Consider the following 20,874-nt stretch of genomic DNA (forward strand, 5'->3'; position numbering starts at 1 on the left):
CTTCGCCCGGCTCACCCGCCCCGGGCGAGAGCCACGAGCAGCGCGACGAACAGCAGCAGCAATCCGCCAGCCACCGGCAGGCGCCGCATCTTCGCTTCGAGGGCTGCGAGCGTGGCAGCGCCGGGCCAGACGACCGGCGTGCGCCAGTCCAGGGCCGACCAGGCATCGAGACCGCGCGCGAGCAGCCGTGCCAGCCAGCGCCCGGCAGGGGCGACCAGCACCAGCAGGTCGCCTTCCGGCAACCGGGGACGCGGCAGCGACGGGACGCGCGCCAGCGCGAGGCGGATGACCGGCGCCAGCAGCATGGGCAGCAGGCCCGCGGCCAGCGCCGGCGCCGTCCAGTCGGCTGCGCCGTCGTGCGCCGGGGCCCAGGCCCAGGGCACGACCAGCCCGGCCAGCACCGCCAGCGGCCAGGCCGGGTGGACCGGCCGCAGGTCACCCCGGTCGGCTGGACGGTCGGTGCGGGCCAGCGACCAGGCATGCAGCAACAGCAGCGCGGTCAGCAACGAGGACGCCGGCAAGGCCAGCGTCGCCACGGTTTCCCAGCCAGCGCCGGCGATGGCCGACTTGAGCCCGTCCTTGGCGACCTGTCCGGTGGCCAGCGGCAGCCCGGCCAGGGACAGCGCCGGCAGGGCGAACAGCAGGCCCCGCCAGCGGCTGGCACCGACCTGGCCGCCGGCCGCCAGGAACAGCGCGATCTTGTTCAGGCCGTGGTGCAGCACCAGGACGCCCAGTACCGGCAGGACCGCAGGCCCGCTGGCCTGCAGGGCCGCGAAGGCGGCCATCACCAGGCCCATCTGGCTGACCGTGGAGTAGGCGAGCACGGTCTTCAGCCGCTGCTGGCACAGTCCGGCCAGCGCGCCCCAGAATGCGGTCAGCAGTCCCAGCGCCAGCAACGCGACCGGCGCCACGGCCTCGGGCGGCACCAGGCGCAGCATGCCCAGCAGGCCAGCCTTGACCAGCACGCCACTGAGCACCGCGCTGGCCGGCACCGGCGCGACCGGATGCGCCACCGGCAGCCAGACGTGCAGGGGCACCTGGCCCAGCTTCACCGCGAAGCCGGCCAGCAGCAGCAGACCGGCAGTGCCGGGCACCTCGCCGGCGATCGCCGCCAGCGCTGCATTGCCGCGGACACCGGCGACCAGCAGGACACCGGCAAGGACCAGCGCCTCGCCCGCCAGCGCCAGGGTGAGGTAGACGCGACCGGCACGCCAGGCCTGCGCGGTCCCGGCATGTACGACCAGGCCGAACGCGGCCAGCGTCATCATCAGGTAGCCGCCGTAGAAGCCCGCCAGGTCGGCCGCCAGCAGCAGCCAGGCCTGGCCGGCCAGGACCAGCAGCCACCAGCGCGCGAACCGCACCGGTGCCCGGCTGACCCGCGAGGCGGCGGCGCCCGCCAGCATCCAGCCCAGCCCGGCCAGCAGCAGCAGCGGCCGGTTCACGCCATCGACCGCGAACGACAGGCCCAGCAGCAGATTCGCCGCCCCGGCGTCGCCAGCACCGGACAGGGCAAGGGCCAGCAGCGGCAGCGGCGCGACGACCATGGCCGCGAGACGGGCGCGGCCGCCGACGAACAGTTGCGCCAGCAACGGCAACAGCAGCGCCAGGGCGATCAGCACCGCGCTCATCCGCCGTACTCCCGGGCGACGATCAGCTTCACCCAGCCCAGCGGACTGAGTTCGAGGCCGGCCAGCAGGCCGGCCAGCAGCGCCGCCAGCGCGGTGGCCAGCGCCGGCCCCAGCATCGCCGCACGCGCCCAGCGCCCCGGGCGGGTCGGCGCCGGCCAGGCGTCCGGCGGCGGGCGGAACCAGATGCGCCCCAGCACCGGCAGGAAATAGGCTGCGTTGAGCAGGGTGCTGGCGACCAGCACGCCGACCACCCAGGCCTGCCCGGCCGCCACCGCCCCGGCACCCAGGTACCACTTGCTGATGAAGCCCGCCATCGGCGGCACGCCGATCATGCCCAGCGCGGTGACGGTGAACGCCAGGCTGGTCCAGGGCATGACCCGGCCGACGCCGTCGAGCTGGTCGATGCGCTTGCTGCCGAGCAGCTCGGCGTAGAGGCCGGCGCAGAAGAACAGAGTGATCTTCATCAGGCCCTGGTGCACCAGGTGGACCAGACCGCCGATGGTCGCCAGCGGACCGGCAATCGCGGCGCCCAGGGCGATGTAGGACACCTGGCTGACCGTCGACCAGGCCAGCCGCTTCTTGAGGTCGGCCTGGCGCAGGGCCATCAGCGAGCCGTACAGGATGGTGGCGGCGGCCAGAACCGCCAGCCAGTGGCCCAGGCCCAGCGCCTGGACGCGCTCGCTGCCGTACACGTCGTAGACCAGCCGGACGATCCCGAAGGCACCGGCCTTGACCACGGCCACCGCATGCAGCAGCGCGCTGACCGGGGCCGGTGCCACCATCGCCTTGGGCAGCCAGCCGTGCAGGGGCAGCAGGGCCGCCTTGACCCCCATGCCGGCCAGCAGCAACACGAAGATGCCGCGTTGCGCGGCCTCGTTGCCGGACAGCACATCGCCGAGCTCGCCGCCGGCGATGAAGTCCTGCGCCCCGACCAGGGCATGCAGCCAGACCAGGCCGGCCAGGAACAGGCTGCTGCCGAACAGCGTGTAGCGCAGGTAGCTGCGCCCGCCGGCGAACGAGGCCTGCGTCCCCCGGTGCACGACGAGCGGCCAGGTGGCCAGGGTCAGGAGCTCGTAGAACACGAAGAAGGTGAACAGGTTGCCGGCGGTGGCGACGCCCATGGTGGCCGCCACGCACAGGCTGAAGAAGCCGAAGAAGCGGGCGCGATCCGGGCTGCGCTCCAGGTAGCCGATCGCGTAGATCGTGGTCAGCAGCCACAGCACGGCCGACAGCGTGGTGAACAGCAGGGTCAGCGAGTCGACCTTGAGCACCAGGTCCAGCCCCGGCAGCAGCGGCATGCGCCACTGGAAGGTCTCGCCTGCGGCGACGGCGCGCAACAGGAGCGCCACCAGGCCCAGCTTGGCCAGCGCCGCCGCGAGGTTCAGCGTGGTGCGCAGGCGCTGCCGGTCCTCGCCGGCCAGGAACACCGCCACGGCGGTGCCCAGGGACAGCAGGACCAGCAGCAGCGGCAGCGCCTGCCAGGTCATCATGGCGCTTCACCGGACCCGGCCGGCAGGACCGCCAGATCGAGCACCGGTGCCGCGGCGAAGCCCAGGGCGATCGCCGCCAGCGCCAGCCCCAGCGCCGCCAGGTCCGCGACCCGCGGCACCGGCTGGCCGGCCCGCGCCTGCCCGGTGTCGGCACGGCGCGCCAGCAGTGCCGCGAGCACGCGGAACAGGTAGGCCGCGGCGAGCAGGCTGCCCACGAGAAGCAGCACCACCAGCCACCAGGCGCCGGCCTGCCAGGCGCCCTGCAGCAGCAGCCATTTCGCCAGGAAACCGCCACTGGGCGGCAACCCGACCAGGCTGACCCCGGCCAGGGCGAACGCGAACACGCTGACCGGCGCGGCGGCATCGCTGCCGGCCATCGCGTCCAGCCGCGAATCGCCGGCCCGTCGAACCAGGTTGGCCGCCGCCAGGAACATCGCCGCCTTGGCCAGGCCATGGGCGAGCAGGTGCAAGGTGGCGCCCTGCCAGGCGACCGTCGAAAGCATCGCCAGCACCAGCAGCAGGTAGCCGAGCTGGGCGACGGTGGAGAACGCGACGACCTGCTTGAGGCGGTCCTGGCGATACGCGGACAGCGATCCCCACAGGATCGCCGCGCCACCGAGCGCCGCAAGCACCGACCCTGCCGATGCCAGACCGGCGCCAGGGCCCAGCCAGAGCATCGTGCGCCAGACCAGCAGCAGCGCGGCCTTCACGACCAGGGCCGAGAGCACGGCGCTGACCGCGGCGGGTGCCGCCCCATGCGCCAGGGGCAACCAGCCGTGCAGTGGAAACACCGCCGCCTTGAGCAGCAGGCCGGCCAGCATCAGCGCCAGGGCCACCGAGGTCCAGCCGCCGGGCACCAGGGCCGCCCCGGCGAGTTCGAGGTCCAGGCTGCCGGTGCCGGCGTGGATCATCGCGACCCCGGCCAGCCAGGCCAGGGAGCCGAGCATGGCGAGCAGCAGGTAGCGCATCGCCGCCGACAGGGCCGCGACCGTGCCGGCACTGGCCACCAGGGCCACAGCGGCCAGGGTCAGCAGCTCCAGGCCGACGTACATGTTGAACAGGTCGTACGACAGAACCACGGTATTGAGGCCGGCAAGCAGCACCAGCCAGGAGGGCCAGAAGGCCCGACGCGACGCGGCCCGCCCCGGCGTAGCCAGCGCGTGCAGGCAGGCGGCGGTCATCACCGTCGCAACCAGGCCCAGCAGGAGCAGCCCGATGCCATCCAGATACAAACGGATCGCAAGGGGCGGCGCGAGACCCGCCAGTGAAAAGGCCGCCGGACCGCTGTCGGCGAACGCTGCCGCCAGCAACGGCCAGGTCGCCAGCGCCGCGAGGTGCACCCCCAGCGCCAGCTGCCCTGCGCGGCGCACAGGCAGGCAGACCGCCAGCGCCGCGGCCAGCAGCGGCAGCAGGACCCACAGCGGCAGCAGATCAATCGCCACCAGGGTCGTCCGACGCGCCGGATTCGTCGTCGAGCGCCGCCTCGCCGCTGCGCCGGTACAGGGCCAGCATCAGGGCCAGGCCGAATGCGGTGGCACTGACCGCCACCACGATGCCGGTCAGCACCATGGCCTGGCTCACCGGGTCCGGTGCGGCGTCGCCGCGGCGGCCGAGCACCACCATCAGCAGGAACACGGCGGCGCCGAGCAGGTTGAGCGCCAGCAGCTTGCGCAGCAGATGACCGGCGACCAGCACGCCGTAGACGCCCAGCCCCACCAGCCCGGCGGCGACGCCCAGCCAGACCAGGTCGTGGGCATCCATCACTTCGATCCCAGTCCGGCCGCCCCGAGGAACAGCAGGCACAGCCCCAGGGCGATCGACACGGTCATCGCCGCCTCGACCGCGTACACGGCCGCGAGTCCTTCCAGCGCCAGCACGGGCCGATCCGCGAGCAGCGGCCACAGCGCCGCCGCCGCGAAGACCAGCAGGCCGAGCACCAGCAGGCCGGCCTGCACAGGCGTCGCCCTTGCGCGGGGCTGCAGCCGTCCCGCCAGGGCCATCAGCACGCCCGCCGCGGCGAGCACGGCGCCCGCCTGGAAGGCGCCGCCGGGCGCCTGGCCGCCGGCGTGCAGCAGGTATCCACCGACCAGCACGGTTCCAGGCACCACGCCGGCAAGCAAGGCATCCAGCAACGGCACCGACGTTGGCGGGCGCGGCGCCGACGGCCGGGACTGCGCCTGGACCATGGCCACGCCAAGCCATGCGACCAGCAGCACCAGCATTTCCAGCAGGGTGTCGTAGCCGCGGAACAGCAGCAGTACCGCGGTCACCGGGTTGCCGACGTCGGACTGCGCGGTAGCCGCCAGGGCCTCGCTGCCCGCCGACCTTTCCGGCTGCGGCAGGCCGGCCAGCGCCACGAACAGGCCGGCCGACAGCAACGCGCAGGCCACCGCGATCGGCAAGGCCAGTCTGGAACGGCGCACCAGTCGCTGGCCGGTGCGTTCCGGGCGGATCGCCAGCAGGCGCCGGTAGCTCAGCATCAGCATGGCGCCGGTCAGGCCGGCACCGATCGCCGCCTCGGCCAGCGCCAGGTCGGGCGTGCCCAGCCGGGCCCAGGCGACCGCCATCAGCAGGCCGAACACCGTGTAGGCAACCAGGGAACCGAACAGCGTCGGGCCGGCCACCACCAGCACGGCCAGGCCGAGGAGGCCGGCCGCCAGCAGCAGGTCGAACGCCAGCAGCATCATCGGTCGGCACCCTTCGATTGCCGATGCGACCGACGCGCCACCAGGTGCGCCGACACGGTCGAGGCCGTGAGCGCCAGCAGCCAGACCAGGCCGAGCTGCAAGGATGCGCGCAGCGAACCCGACTGGATCGCCAGCCCGATGCAGATCAGCAACAGGCCGATGTTGTCGGCCTTGGTCAGCGCATGCAGGCGGCTCAAGGTGTCCGGAAAGCGCAGCAGGCCGAGGGTGCCGGCCAGGAAAAAGGCACAGCCGCCGATCAGAAATACTGCCGCGGCGAGCGACGCCAGGCTCACCGGTGCTCCCCGGCATCGCCGCCCGGCAGGCCGACGAAGGCGATGCTCAGCAGGGTCGCCAGCAGCACGAACAACAGGGCGACGTCGCGCAGCGCCGGCTGCGCCATGAGCGCCGCCAGCACCAGCAGCACGGCGACCGTGGTGGTGCCGAACAAGAGCGCGGCGAGCATGCGGTCGCTGTCGCCCGGTCCGCGCACGACCCGCACCAGGCCGGCGGCCAGGTTGAGCAAGAGGAACACCGCCACGCAGCCGAGCAGGAGTTCCATTCATCGCCTCCGCAACGGGAGGCCCCGGAAGGCTTCGCGCCCGGCCCGCGCCTGGCGCGGGTCCGGCCGCCGGCCCGACCGGACCGGGACCCGGCGGCTCACGACACGTCCTCGCGGAGCGGCGGCAAGGAGAACAACCAAGCGACGCGACGTTCCAGGGCAGCCACGCCCACCACCGCCTCGGCGGCCAGGACATGCACGACCAGCACCTGGGCATCCTCCTCGAGATCGACGCTCAAGGTGCCCGGGACCAGGCTGAGCACGGAGAGGAAGACGGTTCGCGGCAGGCCCGGCGGCAGGCCCAGTCGGTGCCGGTGCAGGCCCGGCGACACCGGCAAGGAAGGCGACGCGGCGCGCCACAGGACATCGAGGCCACCGCGCAGGGACGCATGCACGAACCAGGCCAAAAAGCCGAGCAGCCGCAGGGGCCGCCAGCGGTGCACCTCGCCGGGGACCAGCAGGCTACCGATCAGCGCGCCGGCCACGGCGAATGCCAGTCCCACGAACAGGTTGCCGGTGCCGTCCAGCGCCAGCCAGGCCACCATCAACACCACCACGACCTGCGCCCCCCAACGGCAACGATCGGCAGGCGGCGGATGCGATTCGCGCGGGCGCTCGGGGCGATCCATCGGGGATCACCTTAGCCGACCGCGATGCGCCGAGGCGAGTCGCCCAGGGCCCGCGAGGGTCGCTGCAAGGGTCCCACGCTGGCCGCGCCCAGGCGCGACCAGCCATGGGCACGCCTCAGCCGCCGGCCGACCCGCCGCCGACGCCGCCACGGGTCAGCGCCAGCGGGTCCAGCAGGCGGTCCAGTTCGGACTTCGACATGCCGGTGGTCTCGCGGGCGACGTCCTTGATCGGCCGGCCTTCCTTGTAGGCCTGCTTGGCGGTGGCCGCGCCCTTCTCGTAGCCGATCACCGGGTTCAGCGCGGTGACCAGGATCGGGTTGCGCTCCAGGGCGCCGGCGATGACGTCGTGGCGCACCTTGAAGCCGGCGATCGCCTGGTCGGCCAGGGCCCGGCTGGCGTTGGCCAGCAGGTTGATCGACTGCAGCAGGTTGAGCGCCACCACCGGCAGCATGACGTTGAGCTGGAAGTTGCCGCTCTGGCCGGCCACGGTGATGGTGGCGTGGTTGCCGATCACCTGGGCGCAGACCATCGCCATCGCCTCGGGGATCACCGGGTTGACCTTGCCGGGCATGATCGAACTGCCCGGCTGCAGGGCCGGCAGCTCGATCTCGCCCAGGCCGGCCAACGGCCCGGAGTTCATCCAGCGCAGGTCGTTGGCGATCTTCATCAGCGAACAGGCCAGCGTGTTGAGGGCGCCGGACAGGTCGACCGCGGCATCCTGGCTGGCGATGCCCTCGAACAGGTTGGCGGCGGCCTCGAAACGCTGCCCGGTCAGCTTCTTCAGTTCGGCGGCGACCTTCGCGCCGAACTTCGCATCGGCATTGACGCCGGTGCCGACCGCGGTGCCGCCCTGCGGCAGCCGGCGCACCCGGACCAGGGCGTCGTCGATGCGCGCCATGCCGGAGGCGACCTGTGCGGACCAGGCGCCGAGCTCCTGGCCGAAGGTCACCGGCATCGCGTCCATCAGGTGGGTGCGGCCGGTCTTGACCACCTTGCGCAGTTCGCGGGCGCGCCGATCGATGGTCGCCTTCAGGTGCTTGAGCGCCGGCAGCAGGGCGCCGGTCGCGGCCAGCACCGCCGACACCTGGATCGCGGTGGGGATCACGTCGTTGCTGCTCTGGCCCATGTTGACGTGGTCATTGGGATGCACCTTCAGGCGCGGGCCGCTGGCGACGTGGGCGATCACCTCGTTGGCGTTCATGTTCGAGGAGGTGCCAGAGCCGGTCTGGAACACGTCGATCGGGAAGTGGCCGTCCAGCTCGCCGTCGGCGACCTGTGCGGCGGCCTTGCGGATCGCCTTGGCCAGGGCTGGCTTGAGGTGGCCGAGGTCGGCATTGGCCTGGGCGCAGGCCGACTTGACCAGGCCCAGGGCGCGGATGAAGTCGCGCGGCATGGCAAGGCCGGAGATCGCGAAGTTCTGCACGGCGCGCTGGGTCTGGGCGCCGTACAGGGCGTCGGCGGGAACGCGCAGCTCGCCCATGCTGTCGCGCTCGGTGCGGAATCCGCTCATGGTTGTCTCCGGGGGAAGGTTGCGTGGGGGGCGGCATTATAGGCGCCCCGCGGCCCCGCCCCGGCTTCGACCATGGGACAATGCCGGGCTGCAAGGACCGCCCGACCGCCATGGACCACAGCCCGCTCACCGCCCTCTCGCCGCTCGACGGCCGCTACGCCGGCAAGGTCGACGCCCTGCGCCCGCTGCTCAGCGAGTTCGGCCTGATCCACGCGCGCGTCCGGGTCGAGGTCGAATGGCTGATCGCGCTATCCGACGAGCCGGGCATCGCCGCCCTACCCGCCTTCGACGAAGCCACCCGCGCCCGCCTGCGCGCCCTGGCCGACGGCTTCGACGCCACGAAGGCGCAACGCGTCAAGGCGATCGAACGCACCACCAACCACGACGTCAAGGCGGTCGAGTACTTCCTGAAGGAAAGCCTGCAGGGCGATCCGGCGCTGGCGCCTGCCCTGGAGTTCATCCACTTCGCGTGCACCTCCGAGGACATCAACAACCTGGCCTACGGGCTGATGCTGTCCGCGTCGCGCACGCGGGTGATGGCACCGGCGCTGGCTGCGGTGGCGCAGCGGCTGCGGGCCCTGGCGCACGGCCACGCCGGCACGCCGATGCTGTCGCGCACCCACGGCCAGACCGCGTCGCCGACCACGCTCGGCAAGGAGCTGGCCAACGTCCTGGCCCGCCTGCGCCGCCAGCAGGGCCAGTTCGACGCGGTGGAACTGCTCGGCAAGGCGAACGGCGCGGTCGGCAACTTCAACGCCCACGCCATCGCCTACCCCGAGGTCGACTGGCCGGCGCTGTCGCGCCGCTTCGTCGAGGGCCTGGGACTGGCATTCAACCCCTGGACCACGCAGATCGAGCCTCACGACTGCATCGCCGAGCTGTGCGACGCGCAGCGCCGCGTCAACACCGTGCTGATCGACCTGTGCCGCGACGTCTGGGGCTACATCTCGCTGGGCTATTTCAGCCAGGCGGTGAAGGCCGGCGAGGTCGGCTCCTCGACCATGCCGCACAAGGTCAATCCGATCGACTTCGAGAACGCCGAGGGCAATTTCGGCGTCGCCAATGCCCTGCTCGGCCATTTCGCGGAGAAGCTGCCGATCAGCCGCTGGCAGCGCGACCTCACCGACTCCACCGTGCTGCGCGCGCTGGGCACCGGCTTCGGCCACGCCCTGGTGGCACTGGACGCGCTGTGCCGCGGTCTGGACAAGCTGTCCGCCAACCCGGCACGCCTTGCCGCCGACCTCGACAACGCCTGGGAGGTGCTCGCCGAGGCGGTGCAGACGGTGATGCGTCGCCACGGCCTGCCCGAGCCCTACGAGCAGCTCAAGGCGTTCAGCCGGGGTCGCAGCATCACTGCCGACAGCCTGCGCGAGTTCATCGCCGGCCTCGACCTTCCGGACGACGAGCGCGCGCGCCTGCTGGCGCTGACCCCGGCCGATTACACGGGCCTGGCGCAGCGCCTGGCCCTGGACATCTGAGGACGCCGCCATGGCCACAAGGCGCGGCGAGAAGGAACTGCAGGTCGACGGCCGCGAGCTGCCGCCCCTGGGCATGAGCCCGGCCGCGTTCCTGCGCAACTACTGGCAGAAGCGGCCGCTGCTGGTGCGCAACGCCTTCCCCGGCCTGCGCCCGCCGATCAGCGCCGACGAGCTGGCCGGCCTCGCCTGCGAGCCGTACGCGCTGTCCCGCCTGGTGGTGCACGACGCCGGGCACGACCAGTGGACGGTGGAGACCGGTCCGTTCGAGGAGTCGCGTTTCGCCGATCTCCCCGAGGAGGACTGGACCCTGCTGGTCCAGGACGTCGACAAGTGGGACCGCGACGTCGCCGGACTGCTCGAACATTTCCGCTTCCTGCCGGATTGGCGGATCGACGACATCATGGTCAGCTTCGCAGCGCCGGGCGGTTCGGTCGGCGCCCATGTCGACCAGTACGACGTTTTCCTGCTTCAGGCCAGCGGCCACCGGCACTGGATGATCGACACCCGCGTCGACGCCCCGCTGGCGTTCCGGCCCGACCAGCCGCTCAAGCTGCTGGAATCCTTCGATCCGGACGAGGAGTGGCTGCTCGGCCCCGGCGACATGCTCTACCTGCCGCCCGGCATGCCGCACCACGGCGTCGCCATGGGCGAAACGCCCTGCCTGACCTGTTCGATCGGCCTGCGGGCGCCCTCGCTGGCCGAGCTGACGGTGGATTTCGCCGAATCGCTGGCCGAGCAGCTGCCCGAATCGCTGCGCTATGCCGATCCCGACCTTGCCCCGGCCCGCGAACCGGGGCGCATCGACGCCGCCGCCCTGGCCCGGGTCGAGGCCCTGCTGCACCAGGCGCTCGCCAGCGACGGCCCCGGCCGGGCCGAGTGGTTCGGCCGTTTCATCACCCGCTACCGCAGTGCCGGGCTGGCCGCGCCGCGGCCACGGCCGCTGACGCCCGCCGCTTTCGACAAGCGCCTGACCGGGCGCGGCGTGCTGCTGCGGCACCCGCTGAGCCGCTTCGCCTTCCTGCCCCGCGGCCGCCAGGCCCGCCTGTTCGTGGCCGGGGAATCGCATCCGGCCCCCCTGGCCCTGGCCCGGCGCCTGTGCGTGCCCGAACCGCTGGCACTGTCCGAGGTCGCGGCACTGGACGAGGACGGGCGCGCGCTGGTCCGGACCCTGGTCAACGCCGGCCATCTGGAGTTCGGCCGGTGATGTCGCCGTTCCGCATCGTCGACGCCGACTACGCCGCCGACCTGGAGCGCCTGCGCGCGGTGCGCGAGCCGGTGTTCGTGCTCGAACAGCAGGTGCCGATCGAACTGGAGTGGGACGACCTCGACCCGCTGTCCCGTCATGTACTGGCGCTCGACGACCAGGGCCGGGCGATCGCCACCGGCCGGCTGACACCGGAACGGAAGATCGGGCGGATGGCGGTGCTGGCCGACTGGCGCGGCCGCGGGGTCGGCGCGGCGGTGCTGGAGCGGCTGATCGCGATCGCCCGCGTGGAGGGCCTGCCGGCGGTCGAGCTGCATGCCCAGGAATCGGCGATCGGCTTCTACCAGCGTTACGGTTTCCTGGCCCATGGCGAGCCCTTCGACGAGGCCGGCATCCGACACCGGCACATGCGCCTGGTGCTCTGACCCCGCGCAGCCGCCATGATCGTGCTCGCCAAGCTCGCCGGCGCCCTGCTCTACCCGCTCAACCTGGCCCTGCTGGTCGGCCTCACGGCCGTGCTGCTGCGCCGTCGACCGCGCCTGGCCGGGGCGCTTGCGGCGTTCGCGCTGGCCTGGCTGTGGCTGTGGTCGACGCCCTGGCTGGCCCAGCACGCGGCGCGCAGCCTCGAGCACGGCCACCCGCCGGCGCTGCCCACCGACCTGCCGGCGGCCGATCTGATCGTGCTGCTCGGCGGCCTGTCCGACCCGGCCACGCCGCCCGCCCGCCCCGATCCCGACCTCAATGCGGCGGCGGACCGCGCCTGGTTCGCCGCCCGACTGTGGCATGCCGGCCGGGCACCGGTGATCCTGTGTTCGGGCGGCCGTGCGCCGCTGTCCGGCGCCAGCGACCCCGAATGCCCCGGTGTCGTCCGCCTGCTGGTCGACTTCGGCGTGCCCGAGGCAGCGATCGCCGTGGAGCCGGCAAGCCGGACCACGCGCGAGAACGCCACGGAAACCGCAGCAGCGGTGGACCGCCTGCTCGGTGAGGGCCGCATCCCGGGTCGTCGCCTGCTGCTGGTCACCTCGGCCCGCCACCTGCCGCGCGCCCTGGTCGCGTTCGACCGGGCCGGCCTGGACGCGATCCCGGCGGCCACCGACCACGCCGGACGACCCGGGCGACCCTTCGCGCTCGCCGACCTCCTGCCCAACCCGGGCGCCCTGGCGCTGAGCACCTCGGTCTGGCACGAATGGCTGGGCAGGGTCTGGTACGCGCTCTGGAGGGGATCCTGACGCCCCTCCCGTGAACCAGTGACGCTGCCGGACGGCATCCGGCCCTGCCCGCCTCCAGCGCCTCACGACCGCGACAACCCGGGGCGCTGGCGCGCACGACACCGACCGCGGAACAGGGTTTCGCCCCCCGGACGACTCGAACATGGCTTGAAACGCCCGGTCTGGCCGGTACCCGCCATCCCAAGGTGCCGCCGCACAAGGCTATAATCGCTGTTGCTTCGCAGCATCGGGCGAGACGCCCACCCCCCCTCCCGCACGAGCACACCGTGGACGCCAAGCAGCGACAGGCCTTTGCGGCCTCCTCCCAACTGGGCACAGGCAACGCGGCCTGGGTAGATGCCCTTTACGAACAATATCTTGCCGATCCAGCCTCGGTGGCCGACGCCTGGCGCCGGCACTTCGAATCGCTGGCTGTGCCGGCCGGCGAGACCCCGCACGGACCGATCCAGCAGGCCCTGGCCGAAGGCGCCCGGCTGCGCCGCGCCGCGGCGCCGGTCGACGACGCCCATGCCCGCCGCCAGGCCGGCGTCCTGCGCCTGGTCACCGCCTACCGCTCGCGCGGCCACGTCGCCGCGGACATCGATCCCCTGGGCCTGTGGCAGAAGCCGTCGGTGCCGGACCTGTCGCTGGCCTTCCACGGCCTGGACGAATCCGACCTCGATACCGAGTTCGACACCGGTTCGCTGGCGGCGCCGCAGCGCCTGCGCCTGCGCTCCATGGTCGACCTGCTGCAGCGCACCTACACCGGCAGCATCGGCGCCGAGTTCATGCACATCACCGACGCCCAGCAGCGGCGCTGGTGGTACGAGCGCCTGGAGCGCACCGGCGGCCACTTCGGCTTCGACGGCGAGCAACGCAAGCGGCTGCTGTTCAAGCTGACCCAGGCCGAGGGCCTGGAGCGCTACCTGCACACCAAGTACGTCGGCCAGAAGCGCTTCTCGCTGGAGGGCGGCGACAGCCTGATCCCGCTCATGGACGTGCTGGTGCGCAAGGCCGGCGCCGCGCGGGTGCGCGAGATGGTGATCGGCATGGCCCATCGCGGCCGCCTGAACGTCCTGGTCAACACCCTGGGCAAGCCGCCGCAGCAGCTGTTCGCCGAGTTCGAGGGCCGCCATGCCGGTCCCACCGACCCGGCGCGCTCCGGCGACGTCAAGTACCACATGGGCTTCTCCTCGGACGTCCGCACGCCGGACGGCACCGTGCACCTGGCGCTGGGCTTCAACCCCTCGCACCTGGAGATCATCGACCCGGTGATCGCCGGCAGCGTGCGCGCCCGTCAGACGCGGCGCGGCGATGCGACCCGCGAGCAGGTGCTGCCCGTGCTGCTGCACGGCGACGCCGCCTTCGCCGGCCAGGGCGTGGTCATGGAGCTGTTCAACATGTCGCAGGCGCGCGGCTTCGCGGTCGGCGGCACCGTGCACGTGGTGATCAACAACCAGGTCGGCTTCACCACCAGCCGGCCGGACGATGCCCGCTCGACCCTGTACTGCACCGACGTCGCCAAGATGGTCAACGCGCCGGTGCTGCACGTGAACGGCGACGATGTCGAGGCGGTCGCGTTCTGCGCGCAGCTGGCCTTCGAGTACCGCCAGCAGTTCAAGCGCGACGTGGTGATCGACCTGGTCTGCTACCGCAAGCACGGCCACAACGAGGCCGATGAGCCGGCCGCCACGCAACCGCTGATGTACCAGACCATCCGTGCCCATGCCAGCACCCGCGAGCGCTACGCGAAGGCGCTGGCCGACGCCGGCGTGCTCGGCGCCGACGAGGCGAAGTCCCTGGTCGACGACTACCGCGACCGCCTGGACCGCGGCGAGGTGACGGTCGAGCTGGCCGACGGCAGCGAGGCCGACGAGCACGCGGTGGACTGGTCGCCCTACCTCGACCACCGGCTCGGCGAGCCGCTCGACACCGCCGTCCCGCGCGAGCGCCTGGTGGAACTGGCCGAGACCATCACCGCGGTGCCGGCCGACCATCCGCTGCATGCGCGGGTCGGCAAGATCTACGAGGACCGCCGCCGGATGACCGCCGGCGAGTTGCCGATGGACTGGGGCTATGCGGAGAACCTGGCCTACGCCAGCCTGCTTGCCGAGGGCGGCAAGCTGCGCCTGGTCGGCCAGGACTCCGGGCGCGGCACCTTCTTCCACCGCCACGCCGTGCTGCACAACCAGCAGACCGGCGAGGCGCTGCTGCCGCTGCGCGCGGTCGCGGCGCGCCGCGAGGACGTGCAGATCCACGATTCGGTGCTGTCCGAGGAGGCCGTCCTGGCCTTCGAATACGGCTATGCCACCGCCGATCCGCAGACCCTGGTGATCTGGGAGGCGCAGTTCGGCGACTTCGTGAACGGCGCCCAGGTCGTCATCGACCAGTTCCTGTCCTCGGGTGAGGCCAAGTGGGGACGCCTGTGCGGCCTGGCGATGTTCCTGCCGCACGGCTACGAAGGACAGGGACCGGAGCACAGCTCCGCCCGCCTCGAACGCTTCCTGCAGCTTTGCGCGCTGGACAACATGCAGGTCTGCGTGCCGACCACCCCAGCGCAGATGTTCCACATGATCCGCCGCCAGCTCCTGCAGCGGGCACGCAAGCCGCTGATCGTGATGACCCCGAAGTCGATGCTGCGGCACAAGCTGTCGGTCTCGACGCTCGACGAGCTGGCGCAGGGCGGCTTCCAGACCCTGATCCCCGACAGCAGCGCCGCGGATCCGAAGAAGGTCAAGCGGGTCGTGGTGTGCTCGGGCAAGGTCTACTACGACCTGCTGGAGGCCGCGGGCAAGGACGGTCCCGGCAATGTCGCCCTGGTCCGCGTCGAGCAGCTCTATCCGTTCCCGCGCGAGCTGCTGGTGGCGGAGCTGCGCCGCTTCGGCGCCGCCCGCGAAGTCGTTTGGTGCCAGGAGGAGCCGATGAACCAGGGTGCCTGGTACCAGATCCGCCACCACCTCGAGCACTGCATCGGCCAGGGCCAGCCCAAGGCGGCACTGCACTACGCCGGACGCGGACGCTCGCCGGCGCCGGCCTGCGGCCACCTGAGCACCCACACCGCGGAACAGGCGGCGCTGGTGGCGCAGGCGCTGACCGGCAGCTTCGACGGCGACACCGGCGCGGAATGACGCCGGACCACGCGACCCCCCGATCCGAACAGACCTCCCCGCGGAGCCCGCTCCGCACCGCATCCGTAGGAAACGTCATGAGCCTCGAAGTCAAAGTCCCGGTCCTGCCCGAGTCGGTCGCCGACGCCGTCATCGCCGCCTGGCACAAGAAGGTGGGCGACAGCGTGCGCCGCGACGAGAACCTGGTCGACCTGGAGACCGACAAGGTGGTGCTGGAGGTGCCGGCGCCCGCGGACGGCGTCCTCAAGGAGATCCTCAAGAAGGATGGCGACACTGTGACCGGCCAGCAGGTGATCGCAATCATCGAGCAGGGCGCGGTCGCCGAGGCCGGCAAGGACGAACCCGCCAAGGCCGACCCTGGCAAGGCGGGGTCCGGCACGCAGGATCCGGCGAAGGCTGCCGCAGCGGCGGCGCCGGCGAAGCAGGGCACGGCCGAACTGTCGCCCGCCGCGCAGCGCGTCGCCAGCCAGCACCAGGTCGATCCGGGCAGCGTCGAGGGCACCGGCCGCGGCGGGCGGGTGATCAAGGAGGACGTGCAGCGCGCGCTGTCCGGCGGCAGCGCGCCGGCGCCTGGCGCCCGCGGCGAGCGCCGCGTGCCGATGACCCGCATGCGCACCCGTATCGCCGAGCGCATGATGGAATCGAAGAATTCCATCGCCATGTTGACCTCGTTCAACGAGGTCAACCTTGCCGCGGTGTCGCGCCTGAGAAAGGAGCACGGCGAGGCCTTCGAGAAGGCCCATGGCGTGCGCCTGGGCTTCATGAGCTTCTTCGTCAAGGCGGCCGCCGAGGCGCTGCGCCGGCACCCGGTGGTGAACGCCTCCACCGAGGGCAACGACATCCTCTACCACGACTTTGCCGACATCTCGATCGCGGTGTCGACCGACCGCGGCCTGGTCACGCCGGTGCTGCGCAACGCCGAGACCCTGGGCTTCGCGGAGATCGAGGCGGCGATCGCCGGCTACGCGAAGAAGGCGCGCGAGGGCGGCCTGGCGCTCGAGGACCTGCAGGGCGGCACCTTCACCATCACCAACGGCGGCGTGTTCGGCTCGCTGCTGTCGACGCCGATCGTCAATCCGCCTCAGAGCGCCATCCTGGGCATGCACACCATCAAGGAGCGCGCGATCGTCGAGAAGGGCCAGGTGGTCGCCGCGCCGATGATGTACATCGCGCTCAGCTACGACCACCGGATCATCGACGGCAAGGACGCGGTCACCTTCCTGGTCGACATCAAGAACCAGCTCGAGGATCCCAGCCGGATGCTGTTCGGGCTGTGATCCGGCGAGACGCAGCGCGGGCCGGAAGGATCCTGCTGCTGGCCATCGCGGTGGCGCTGGCGCCGCTGCGGGTCGCGACGGCGGATCCACCACCGGGAGTGCTGCCTCCGCCGGCCGGGGCCGGTCGCGATGCGACCGTCGGGCTGCGCATCGAGAAGGCGCTGAACCGCCGCGACAGCGCTGCCCTGCAGGCGCTGGTCGACCCCGGGGCGATGATCGACCATGCCCTGGCCGATCTGACCCTCCCGTCGCTGCAGTCCACCGCCATCCGGGAGGGCGCGATGGGCGGGCTGGGTCAGCTGTCCCGCAACGCGATCACCCTGATCGCCCGCCAGGGCGGCGTCGCCCGGCTGATGAAATCCCTGCCGGGCGAGGCGCATGACCGCCACCTGGTCCGGATCGTGTTCCACGACGAGGACGGCACGGTCTCCGGCCTGGAATACCTTGACTTCCTGACTGGCGACAACGGGCTGGTCCACGACTGGTTCAGCCACGCCCAGGGGGAATGGATGAGCGGCAGGGCCAGGACCCTGCTGATCACCATGACGGCCGAGCCCGGCAACCACCCTCAGCTGTTCGGCTCGCGAAGCTTCGACACCGAGGCGCTGTCGACGCTGGTCACCTTTGCCGGCCAGTACCACAGCGGCAACACCGCTGCCGCCCATCGCACACTTGACGCGTTGCCCGACACGTTCCGCGCCACCCGGACCTGGGCGAGCCTGCGCGCGACCGTGGCCTCGGACCTGGATCCGGAGACCTACCAAGCCAGCCTTCAGCATCTGGGCGACCGCTTCGGAAAGGCCGACGATCTGCAGTTCCAGCTTTTCGACCTGCACGTGCTCAACGGCGAACCGGACAAGGCACTGGCCGCCCTGCGGCGGTTCGAAAGAAGCACCATCGAAGACGGCCACACCAATCGCCTCAAGTGCCTGATCGCCGCAGATGCGGGCGACCTGGAGGCTGCGACGGGGCACTGCCGCCGCAGCATCCAGCTTGAACCCCAGGTCGAGGACGCCTGGTGGGCACTGGCGGGGCTAGGCAACCTGGGCAACGATGCCGGTCTGGTGCTGGACGCCCTGGACGGGCTGGAATGGCACTTCGGCATGGATTTCGATCCAAGCGAACTGCTGCGCATCGACGACTACGGCTGGCTGAAGGGAAGCCCCGAGTTCAAGCGCTGGGCGGCGCCGCGTCGGATCCGGCACGCCCGCTGGTGAATCGTCTCCCGGGAACGACCGGGGCCGCGGCTGACTGACCCTCGTCCGCGGCGCAGCAAGTGGCCTGGCGGCCCCCATGCCGGCACCGCAGCGACTCAGCTCACACGCCGGATGCGCGCACCAAGTGCCCCCAGCTTCTCCTCGATGTTCTCGTAGCCACGATCGAGGTGGTAGATGCGGTCGACCAGGGTCTCGCCCTGCGCGACCAGCCCGGCCAGCACCAGCCCGGCAGAGGCGCGCAGGTCGGTCGCCATCAGGGGGGCGCCGCTGAGCTGTTCGACGCCCCGGACGATCGCGGTGTTGCCTTCCAGGCGGATGTCCGCGCCCAGCCTGCGCAACTCGTGGACGTGCATGAAGCGGTTCTCGAAGACGTTCTCGGAGATCACGCCCACGCCTTCTGCCGCGCAGTTGAGCGCGGTGAACTGCGCCTGCATGTCGGTCGGGAAGGCAGGGTGCGGGGCGGTGCTGATGTCGACAGCGCGCGGACGGCGGCCGGCCATGTCGAGACGGATCCAATCCGGACCGGTGTCGATCGTCGCACCCGCCTCCTCCAGCTTCACCAGCACCGGATCGAGGGTGTCCGGCCTGGCATTGCGTGCGGTGACCCGGCCACGTGTGATCGCTCCGGCGACCAGGAAGGTGCCGGTCTCGATGCGGTCGGGCAGCACCTGGTAATCGCAGCCGCCGAGCCGGTCGACGCCTTCGACCACGAGGTTGGCCGTGCCGATGCCGTCGATGCGCGCACCCATGCGGACCAGGCAGTGCGCCAGATCGGACACTTCAGGCTCCTGCGCGGCGTTCTCGATCACCGTGGTGCCGCGCGCCAGGCAGGCGGCCATCAGGATGTTCTCGGTGCCGGTCACGCTGACCACGTTCATGACCACGCGCGCGCCCCTGAGACGATCGCATCGCGCCTTGATGTAACCGCCTTCGACCTCGATGGTGGCGCCGAGCCGGCGCAGGCCATGGATGTGCTCATCCACCGGCCGGGAGCCGATCGCGCAGCCGCCCGGCAGGGAGACCTCGGCCTCGCCGAAGCGCGCCAGCAGCGGGCCCAGGACCAGGATCGAGGCCCGCATGGTGCGCACCAGGTCGTAGGGCGCGACGTGGTTGGCGACCGGCCGCGGGTCCGCCTCGATCCGCATGCCGTCGCCGATCTCGAACCCCATGCCCATGCGCCCGAGGAGCTCGACCATGGTGGTCACGTCGCGCAGGTGAGGGACGTTGGCCAGGCGCACCGGTTCGTCGGCGAGCAGGATCGCGGCCAGGATCGGCAGCACGGCGTTCTTGGCGCCGGAAATGGTGACGTCGCCGGCCAGCGGCGCGCCGCCGGCGATCAGGATCTTGTCCATCGGGAAAGGGTCACTGCCGAGTCGGAAAAAAGGCCGGCGTTCGCCGGCACGACGTCACCGGGGCGCCTGGTCGGCCGCTTCGTCGGGCGTCAGGGTCCTCAGCGCCAGCGCATGGATGGCGCCACCCATGAGATCCCCCAGTGCCGCATAGACCTGCCGATGGCGCTGCAACGGGCGCTGGCCGGCGAATGCGGCGCTTACCACCAGGGCCTCGAAGTGCACGCCGTCCTCGCCGTGGACTTCGACCTGCGCTTCGGGAAGGGCGGTCTGGATCAGGCGACGGATCTGTTCAGCATCCATGGGTGTCAGGGCGGGAGGACGGTACGGGGACTGGCTACAATACCAGCTTGCCGGCATCCGGGCCGGCGCCAAGTCCTGGAGAGCGCAGCGATCATGATCGCGCAGCCGAACCCCCTGTTCGCCGCCACCGCCCCGGTCTGCGACGACCCGGAATCGCTTGCCCGCTCCGGCCGCCGGGTGTTCGAGATCGAGGCACGCGCCCTGGACGTGCTGGCCGCGCGCATCGACGGGGAGTTCCAGCGGGCCTGCCAGCGTGTGCTGCAATGCCGCGGCCGGGTCGTGGTCACCGGCATGGGCAAATCGGGCCACGTCGGCCGCAAGATCGCCGCGACCTTCGCCTCGACGGGCACGCCCGCATTCTTCGTGCACCCGGGCGAAGCCAGCCATGGCGACCTGGGCATGATCACCACCAGCGACCTGGTGCTGGCGATCTCGTATTCGGGCGAGACCGATGAGCTGCTGACCATCATGCCGGCGCTGCGCAGGCAGGGCAGCGTCCTGGTCGCGATGTCCGGAAACCCCTCATCCGCGCTTGCCCGGCTCGCCGATGTCCACCTGGACATCAGCATCCCCGAGGAGGCCTGCCCGCTGGGCCTGGCACCGACCACCAGCACGACGGCGGCGCTGGTGATGGGCGATGCGCTCGCCGTGGCGCTGCTCGAGGCCCGGGGTTTCACCGCCGAGGACTTCGCGCGCTCGCATCCCGCCGGCAGCCTGGGCCGCCGCCTGCTGCTGCGCATCGCCGACATCATGCACACCGGTTCGGCGGTGCCCCGGATCGCACCCGACGCCAGCCTGGCGCAGGCGCTGGTCGAGGTCACCCGCAAGGGCCTGGGACTGACCGGCATCGTCGATGGCGACGACCGCCTGCTCGGCGTGTTCACCGACGGCGACCTCCGCCGGACCCTCGATGACGCCGCCATCGACGTACGGGCGACACCGGTCAGCGCCTTGATGACGGCGCGACCCCGCACCATCAGTCCGGACCGTCTGGCGGTCGAGGCGGCCCGCATGATGGAAGAGCACAAGATCCACGCGTTGCTGGTGGTCGACGGCGACGGCCGCCTGGTCGGCGCCCTGAACATCCACGATCTGCTGCGGGCACGCGTGGTCTGAGCGTCCTGGAATCCCCGCGCCCGGCCGGCGACCGCAGGCGGCCGGCGCCGGGTGGCCGGTTACGTCCGGCGCCTGGGAAAAGGAGGCGCCA

19 protein-coding genes are annotated in these 20,874 nt (G+C 71.7%); 8 read left to right on the forward strand and 11 right to left on the reverse strand.

The window, feature by feature from the left end:
• Positions 1-11: 11 nt before the first annotated feature.
• From KF823_06580 to KF823_06620, 9 genes are all read right to left on the reverse strand, one after another.
• Complete coding sequence (locus KF823_06580; GenBank protein MBX3725568.1) at positions 12-1,628, reverse strand: hypothetical protein; 1,617 nt, start codon at positions 1,626-1,628, stop codon at positions 12-14.
• A complete protein-coding gene (locus tag KF823_06585) occupies positions 1,625-3,118 on the reverse strand; it encodes a hypothetical protein (GenBank protein MBX3725569.1) in 1,494 nt (497 codons plus the stop codon). The genes KF823_06580 and KF823_06585 overlap by 4 nt, the downstream gene beginning before the upstream one ends.
• Positions 3,115-4,560, reverse strand: coding sequence for a hypothetical protein (locus KF823_06590; GenBank protein ID MBX3725570.1), 1,446 nt, complete (start codon positions 4,558-4,560; stop codon positions 3,115-3,117). The genes KF823_06585 and KF823_06590 overlap by 4 nt, the downstream gene beginning before the upstream one ends.
• Entirely contained in the window at positions 4,550-4,879 is a 330-nt protein-coding gene (locus KF823_06595) for an NADH-quinone oxidoreductase subunit K (GenBank protein MBX3725571.1), read from the reverse strand. The genes KF823_06590 and KF823_06595 overlap by 11 nt, the downstream gene beginning before the upstream one ends.
• Complete coding sequence (locus tag KF823_06600; GenBank protein MBX3725572.1) at positions 4,879-5,805, reverse strand: DUF4040 domain-containing protein; 927 nt, start codon at positions 5,803-5,805, stop codon at positions 4,879-4,881. Before KF823_06600 ends, KF823_06595 begins: the two co-directional genes overlap by 1 nt.
• The gene (locus KF823_06605; protein ID MBX3725573.1) at positions 5,802-6,098 is read right to left on the reverse strand and encodes a monovalent cation/H(+) antiporter subunit G; all 297 of its coding nucleotides are present in this window, start codon (positions 6,096-6,098) and stop codon (positions 5,802-5,804) included. Before KF823_06605 ends, KF823_06600 begins: the two co-directional genes overlap by 4 nt.
• A complete protein-coding gene (locus KF823_06610) occupies positions 6,095-6,364 on the reverse strand; it encodes a hypothetical protein (protein MBX3725574.1) in 270 nt (89 codons plus the stop codon). The genes KF823_06605 and KF823_06610 overlap by 4 nt, the downstream gene beginning before the upstream one ends.
• A gap of 98 nt (positions 6,365-6,462) precedes the next feature.
• Positions 6,463-6,993: a Na+/H+ antiporter subunit E gene (locus tag KF823_06615; protein MBX3725575.1), complete on the reverse strand. Its 531-nt coding sequence runs from the start codon at positions 6,991-6,993 to the stop codon at positions 6,463-6,465.
• A 115-nt stretch (positions 6,994-7,108) separates the two neighbouring features.
• Complete coding sequence (locus tag KF823_06620) at positions 7,109-8,503, reverse strand: class II fumarate hydratase (protein ID MBX3725576.1); 1,395 nt, start codon at positions 8,501-8,503, stop codon at positions 7,109-7,111.
• Between the two features lie 110 nt (positions 8,504-8,613).
• On the opposite strand from KF823_06620, the gene purB reads away from it, so the two are divergent.
• From purB to KF823_06655, 7 genes are all read left to right on the forward strand, one after another.
• Complete coding sequence (purB, locus tag KF823_06625) at positions 8,614-9,981, forward strand: adenylosuccinate lyase (protein ID MBX3725577.1); 1,368 nt, start codon at positions 8,614-8,616, stop codon at positions 9,979-9,981.
• 10 nt (positions 9,982-9,991) lie between these two features.
• Positions 9,992-11,185 (forward strand): cupin domain-containing protein, encoded by a 1,194-nt coding sequence (locus KF823_06630; protein MBX3725578.1) that lies wholly within the window; start codon positions 9,992-9,994, stop codon positions 11,183-11,185.
• Positions 11,185-11,610: a GNAT family N-acetyltransferase gene (locus KF823_06635; protein ID MBX3725579.1), complete on the forward strand. Its 426-nt coding sequence runs from the start codon at positions 11,185-11,187 to the stop codon at positions 11,608-11,610. The genes KF823_06630 and KF823_06635 overlap by 1 nt, the downstream gene beginning before the upstream one ends.
• Before the next feature lie 15 nt (positions 11,611-11,625).
• On the forward strand, positions 11,626-12,414 hold the full coding sequence (locus KF823_06640) for a YdcF family protein (GenBank protein ID MBX3725580.1): 789 nt from the start codon (positions 11,626-11,628) through the stop codon (positions 12,412-12,414).
• A 266-nt stretch (positions 12,415-12,680) separates the two neighbouring features.
• A complete protein-coding gene (locus KF823_06645; protein ID MBX3725581.1) occupies positions 12,681-15,521 on the forward strand; it encodes a 2-oxoglutarate dehydrogenase E1 component in 2,841 nt (946 codons plus the stop codon).
• Between the two features lie 77 nt (positions 15,522-15,598).
• Positions 15,599-16,798, forward strand: coding sequence for a dihydrolipoyllysine-residue succinyltransferase (gene sucB / locus KF823_06650; GenBank protein MBX3725582.1), 1,200 nt, complete (start codon positions 15,599-15,601; stop codon positions 16,796-16,798).
• A complete protein-coding gene (locus KF823_06655; GenBank protein ID MBX3725583.1) occupies positions 16,795-18,015 on the forward strand; it encodes a hypothetical protein in 1,221 nt (406 codons plus the stop codon). Before sucB ends, KF823_06655 begins: the two co-directional genes overlap by 4 nt.
• A gap of 95 nt (positions 18,016-18,110) precedes the next feature.
• On the opposite strand, the gene murA is transcribed toward KF823_06655, so the two are convergent.
• Positions 18,111-19,367 (reverse strand): UDP-N-acetylglucosamine 1-carboxyvinyltransferase, encoded by a 1,257-nt coding sequence (murA, locus tag KF823_06660; protein ID MBX3725584.1) that lies wholly within the window; start codon positions 19,365-19,367, stop codon positions 18,111-18,113.
• A gap of 54 nt (positions 19,368-19,421) precedes the next feature.
• A complete protein-coding gene (locus KF823_06665; GenBank protein MBX3725585.1) occupies positions 19,422-19,667 on the reverse strand; it encodes a BolA/IbaG family iron-sulfur metabolism protein in 246 nt (81 codons plus the stop codon).
• A 93-nt stretch (positions 19,668-19,760) separates the two neighbouring features.
• Between KF823_06665 and KF823_06670 the strand changes: the two genes are divergently transcribed.
• Positions 19,761-20,783, forward strand: coding sequence for a KpsF/GutQ family sugar-phosphate isomerase (locus KF823_06670; GenBank protein MBX3725586.1), 1,023 nt, complete (start codon positions 19,761-19,763; stop codon positions 20,781-20,783).
• The last annotated feature ends 91 nt before the right edge of the window (positions 20,784-20,874 follow it).

The sequence above is a fragment of the Lysobacterales bacterium genome (assembly GCA_019634735.1).
In the GTDB taxonomy this organism is placed as follows: Bacteria; Pseudomonadota; Gammaproteobacteria; order Xanthomonadales; family UBA2363; genus Pseudofulvimonas.

Bases quoted from the DNA above. Each gene is read 5' to 3' on its own strand.
- KF823_06630 (MBX3725578.1), top strand. From the start codon at position 9,992: ATGGCCACAAGGCGCGGCGAGAAGGAACTGCAGGTCGACGGCCGCGAG.
- KF823_06585 (MBX3725569.1), bottom strand. From the start codon at position 3,118: ATGATGACCTGGCAGGCGCTGCCGCTGCTGCTGGTCCTGCTGTCCCTG.
- KF823_06620 (MBX3725576.1), bottom strand. From the start codon at position 8,503: ATGAGCGGATTCCGCACCGAGCGCGACAGCATGGGCGAGCTGCGCGTT.
- KF823_06600 (MBX3725572.1), bottom strand. From the start codon at position 5,805: ATGATGCTGCTGGCGTTCGACCTGCTGCTGGCGGCCGGCCTCCTCGGC.
- KF823_06640 (MBX3725580.1), top strand. From the start codon at position 11,626: ATGATCGTGCTCGCCAAGCTCGCCGGCGCCCTGCTCTACCCGCTCAAC.
- KF823_06665 (MBX3725585.1), bottom strand. From the start codon at position 19,667: ATGGATGCTGAACAGATCCGTCGCCTGATCCAGACCGCCCTTCCCGAA.
- murA (MBX3725584.1), bottom strand. From the start codon at position 19,367: ATGGACAAGATCCTGATCGCCGGCGGCGCGCCGCTGGCCGGCGACGTC.
- KF823_06635 (MBX3725579.1), top strand. From the start codon at position 11,185: ATGTCGCCGTTCCGCATCGTCGACGCCGACTACGCCGCCGACCTGGAG.
- KF823_06670 (MBX3725586.1), top strand. From the start codon at position 19,761: ATGATCGCGCAGCCGAACCCCCTGTTCGCCGCCACCGCCCCGGTCTGC.
- purB (MBX3725577.1), top strand. From the start codon at position 8,614: ATGGACCACAGCCCGCTCACCGCCCTCTCGCCGCTCGACGGCCGCTAC.
- KF823_06595 (MBX3725571.1), bottom strand. From the start codon at position 4,879: ATGGATGCCCACGACCTGGTCTGGCTGGGCGTCGCCGCCGGGCTGGTG.
- KF823_06615 (MBX3725575.1), bottom strand. From the start codon at position 6,993: ATGGATCGCCCCGAGCGCCCGCGCGAATCGCATCCGCCGCCTGCCGAT.
- sucB (MBX3725582.1), top strand. From the start codon at position 15,599: ATGAGCCTCGAAGTCAAAGTCCCGGTCCTGCCCGAGTCGGTCGCCGAC.
- KF823_06610 (MBX3725574.1), bottom strand. From the start codon at position 6,364: ATGGAACTCCTGCTCGGCTGCGTGGCGGTGTTCCTCTTGCTCAACCTG.
- KF823_06580 (MBX3725568.1), bottom strand. From the start codon at position 1,628: ATGAGCGCGGTGCTGATCGCCCTGGCGCTGCTGTTGCCGTTGCTGGCG.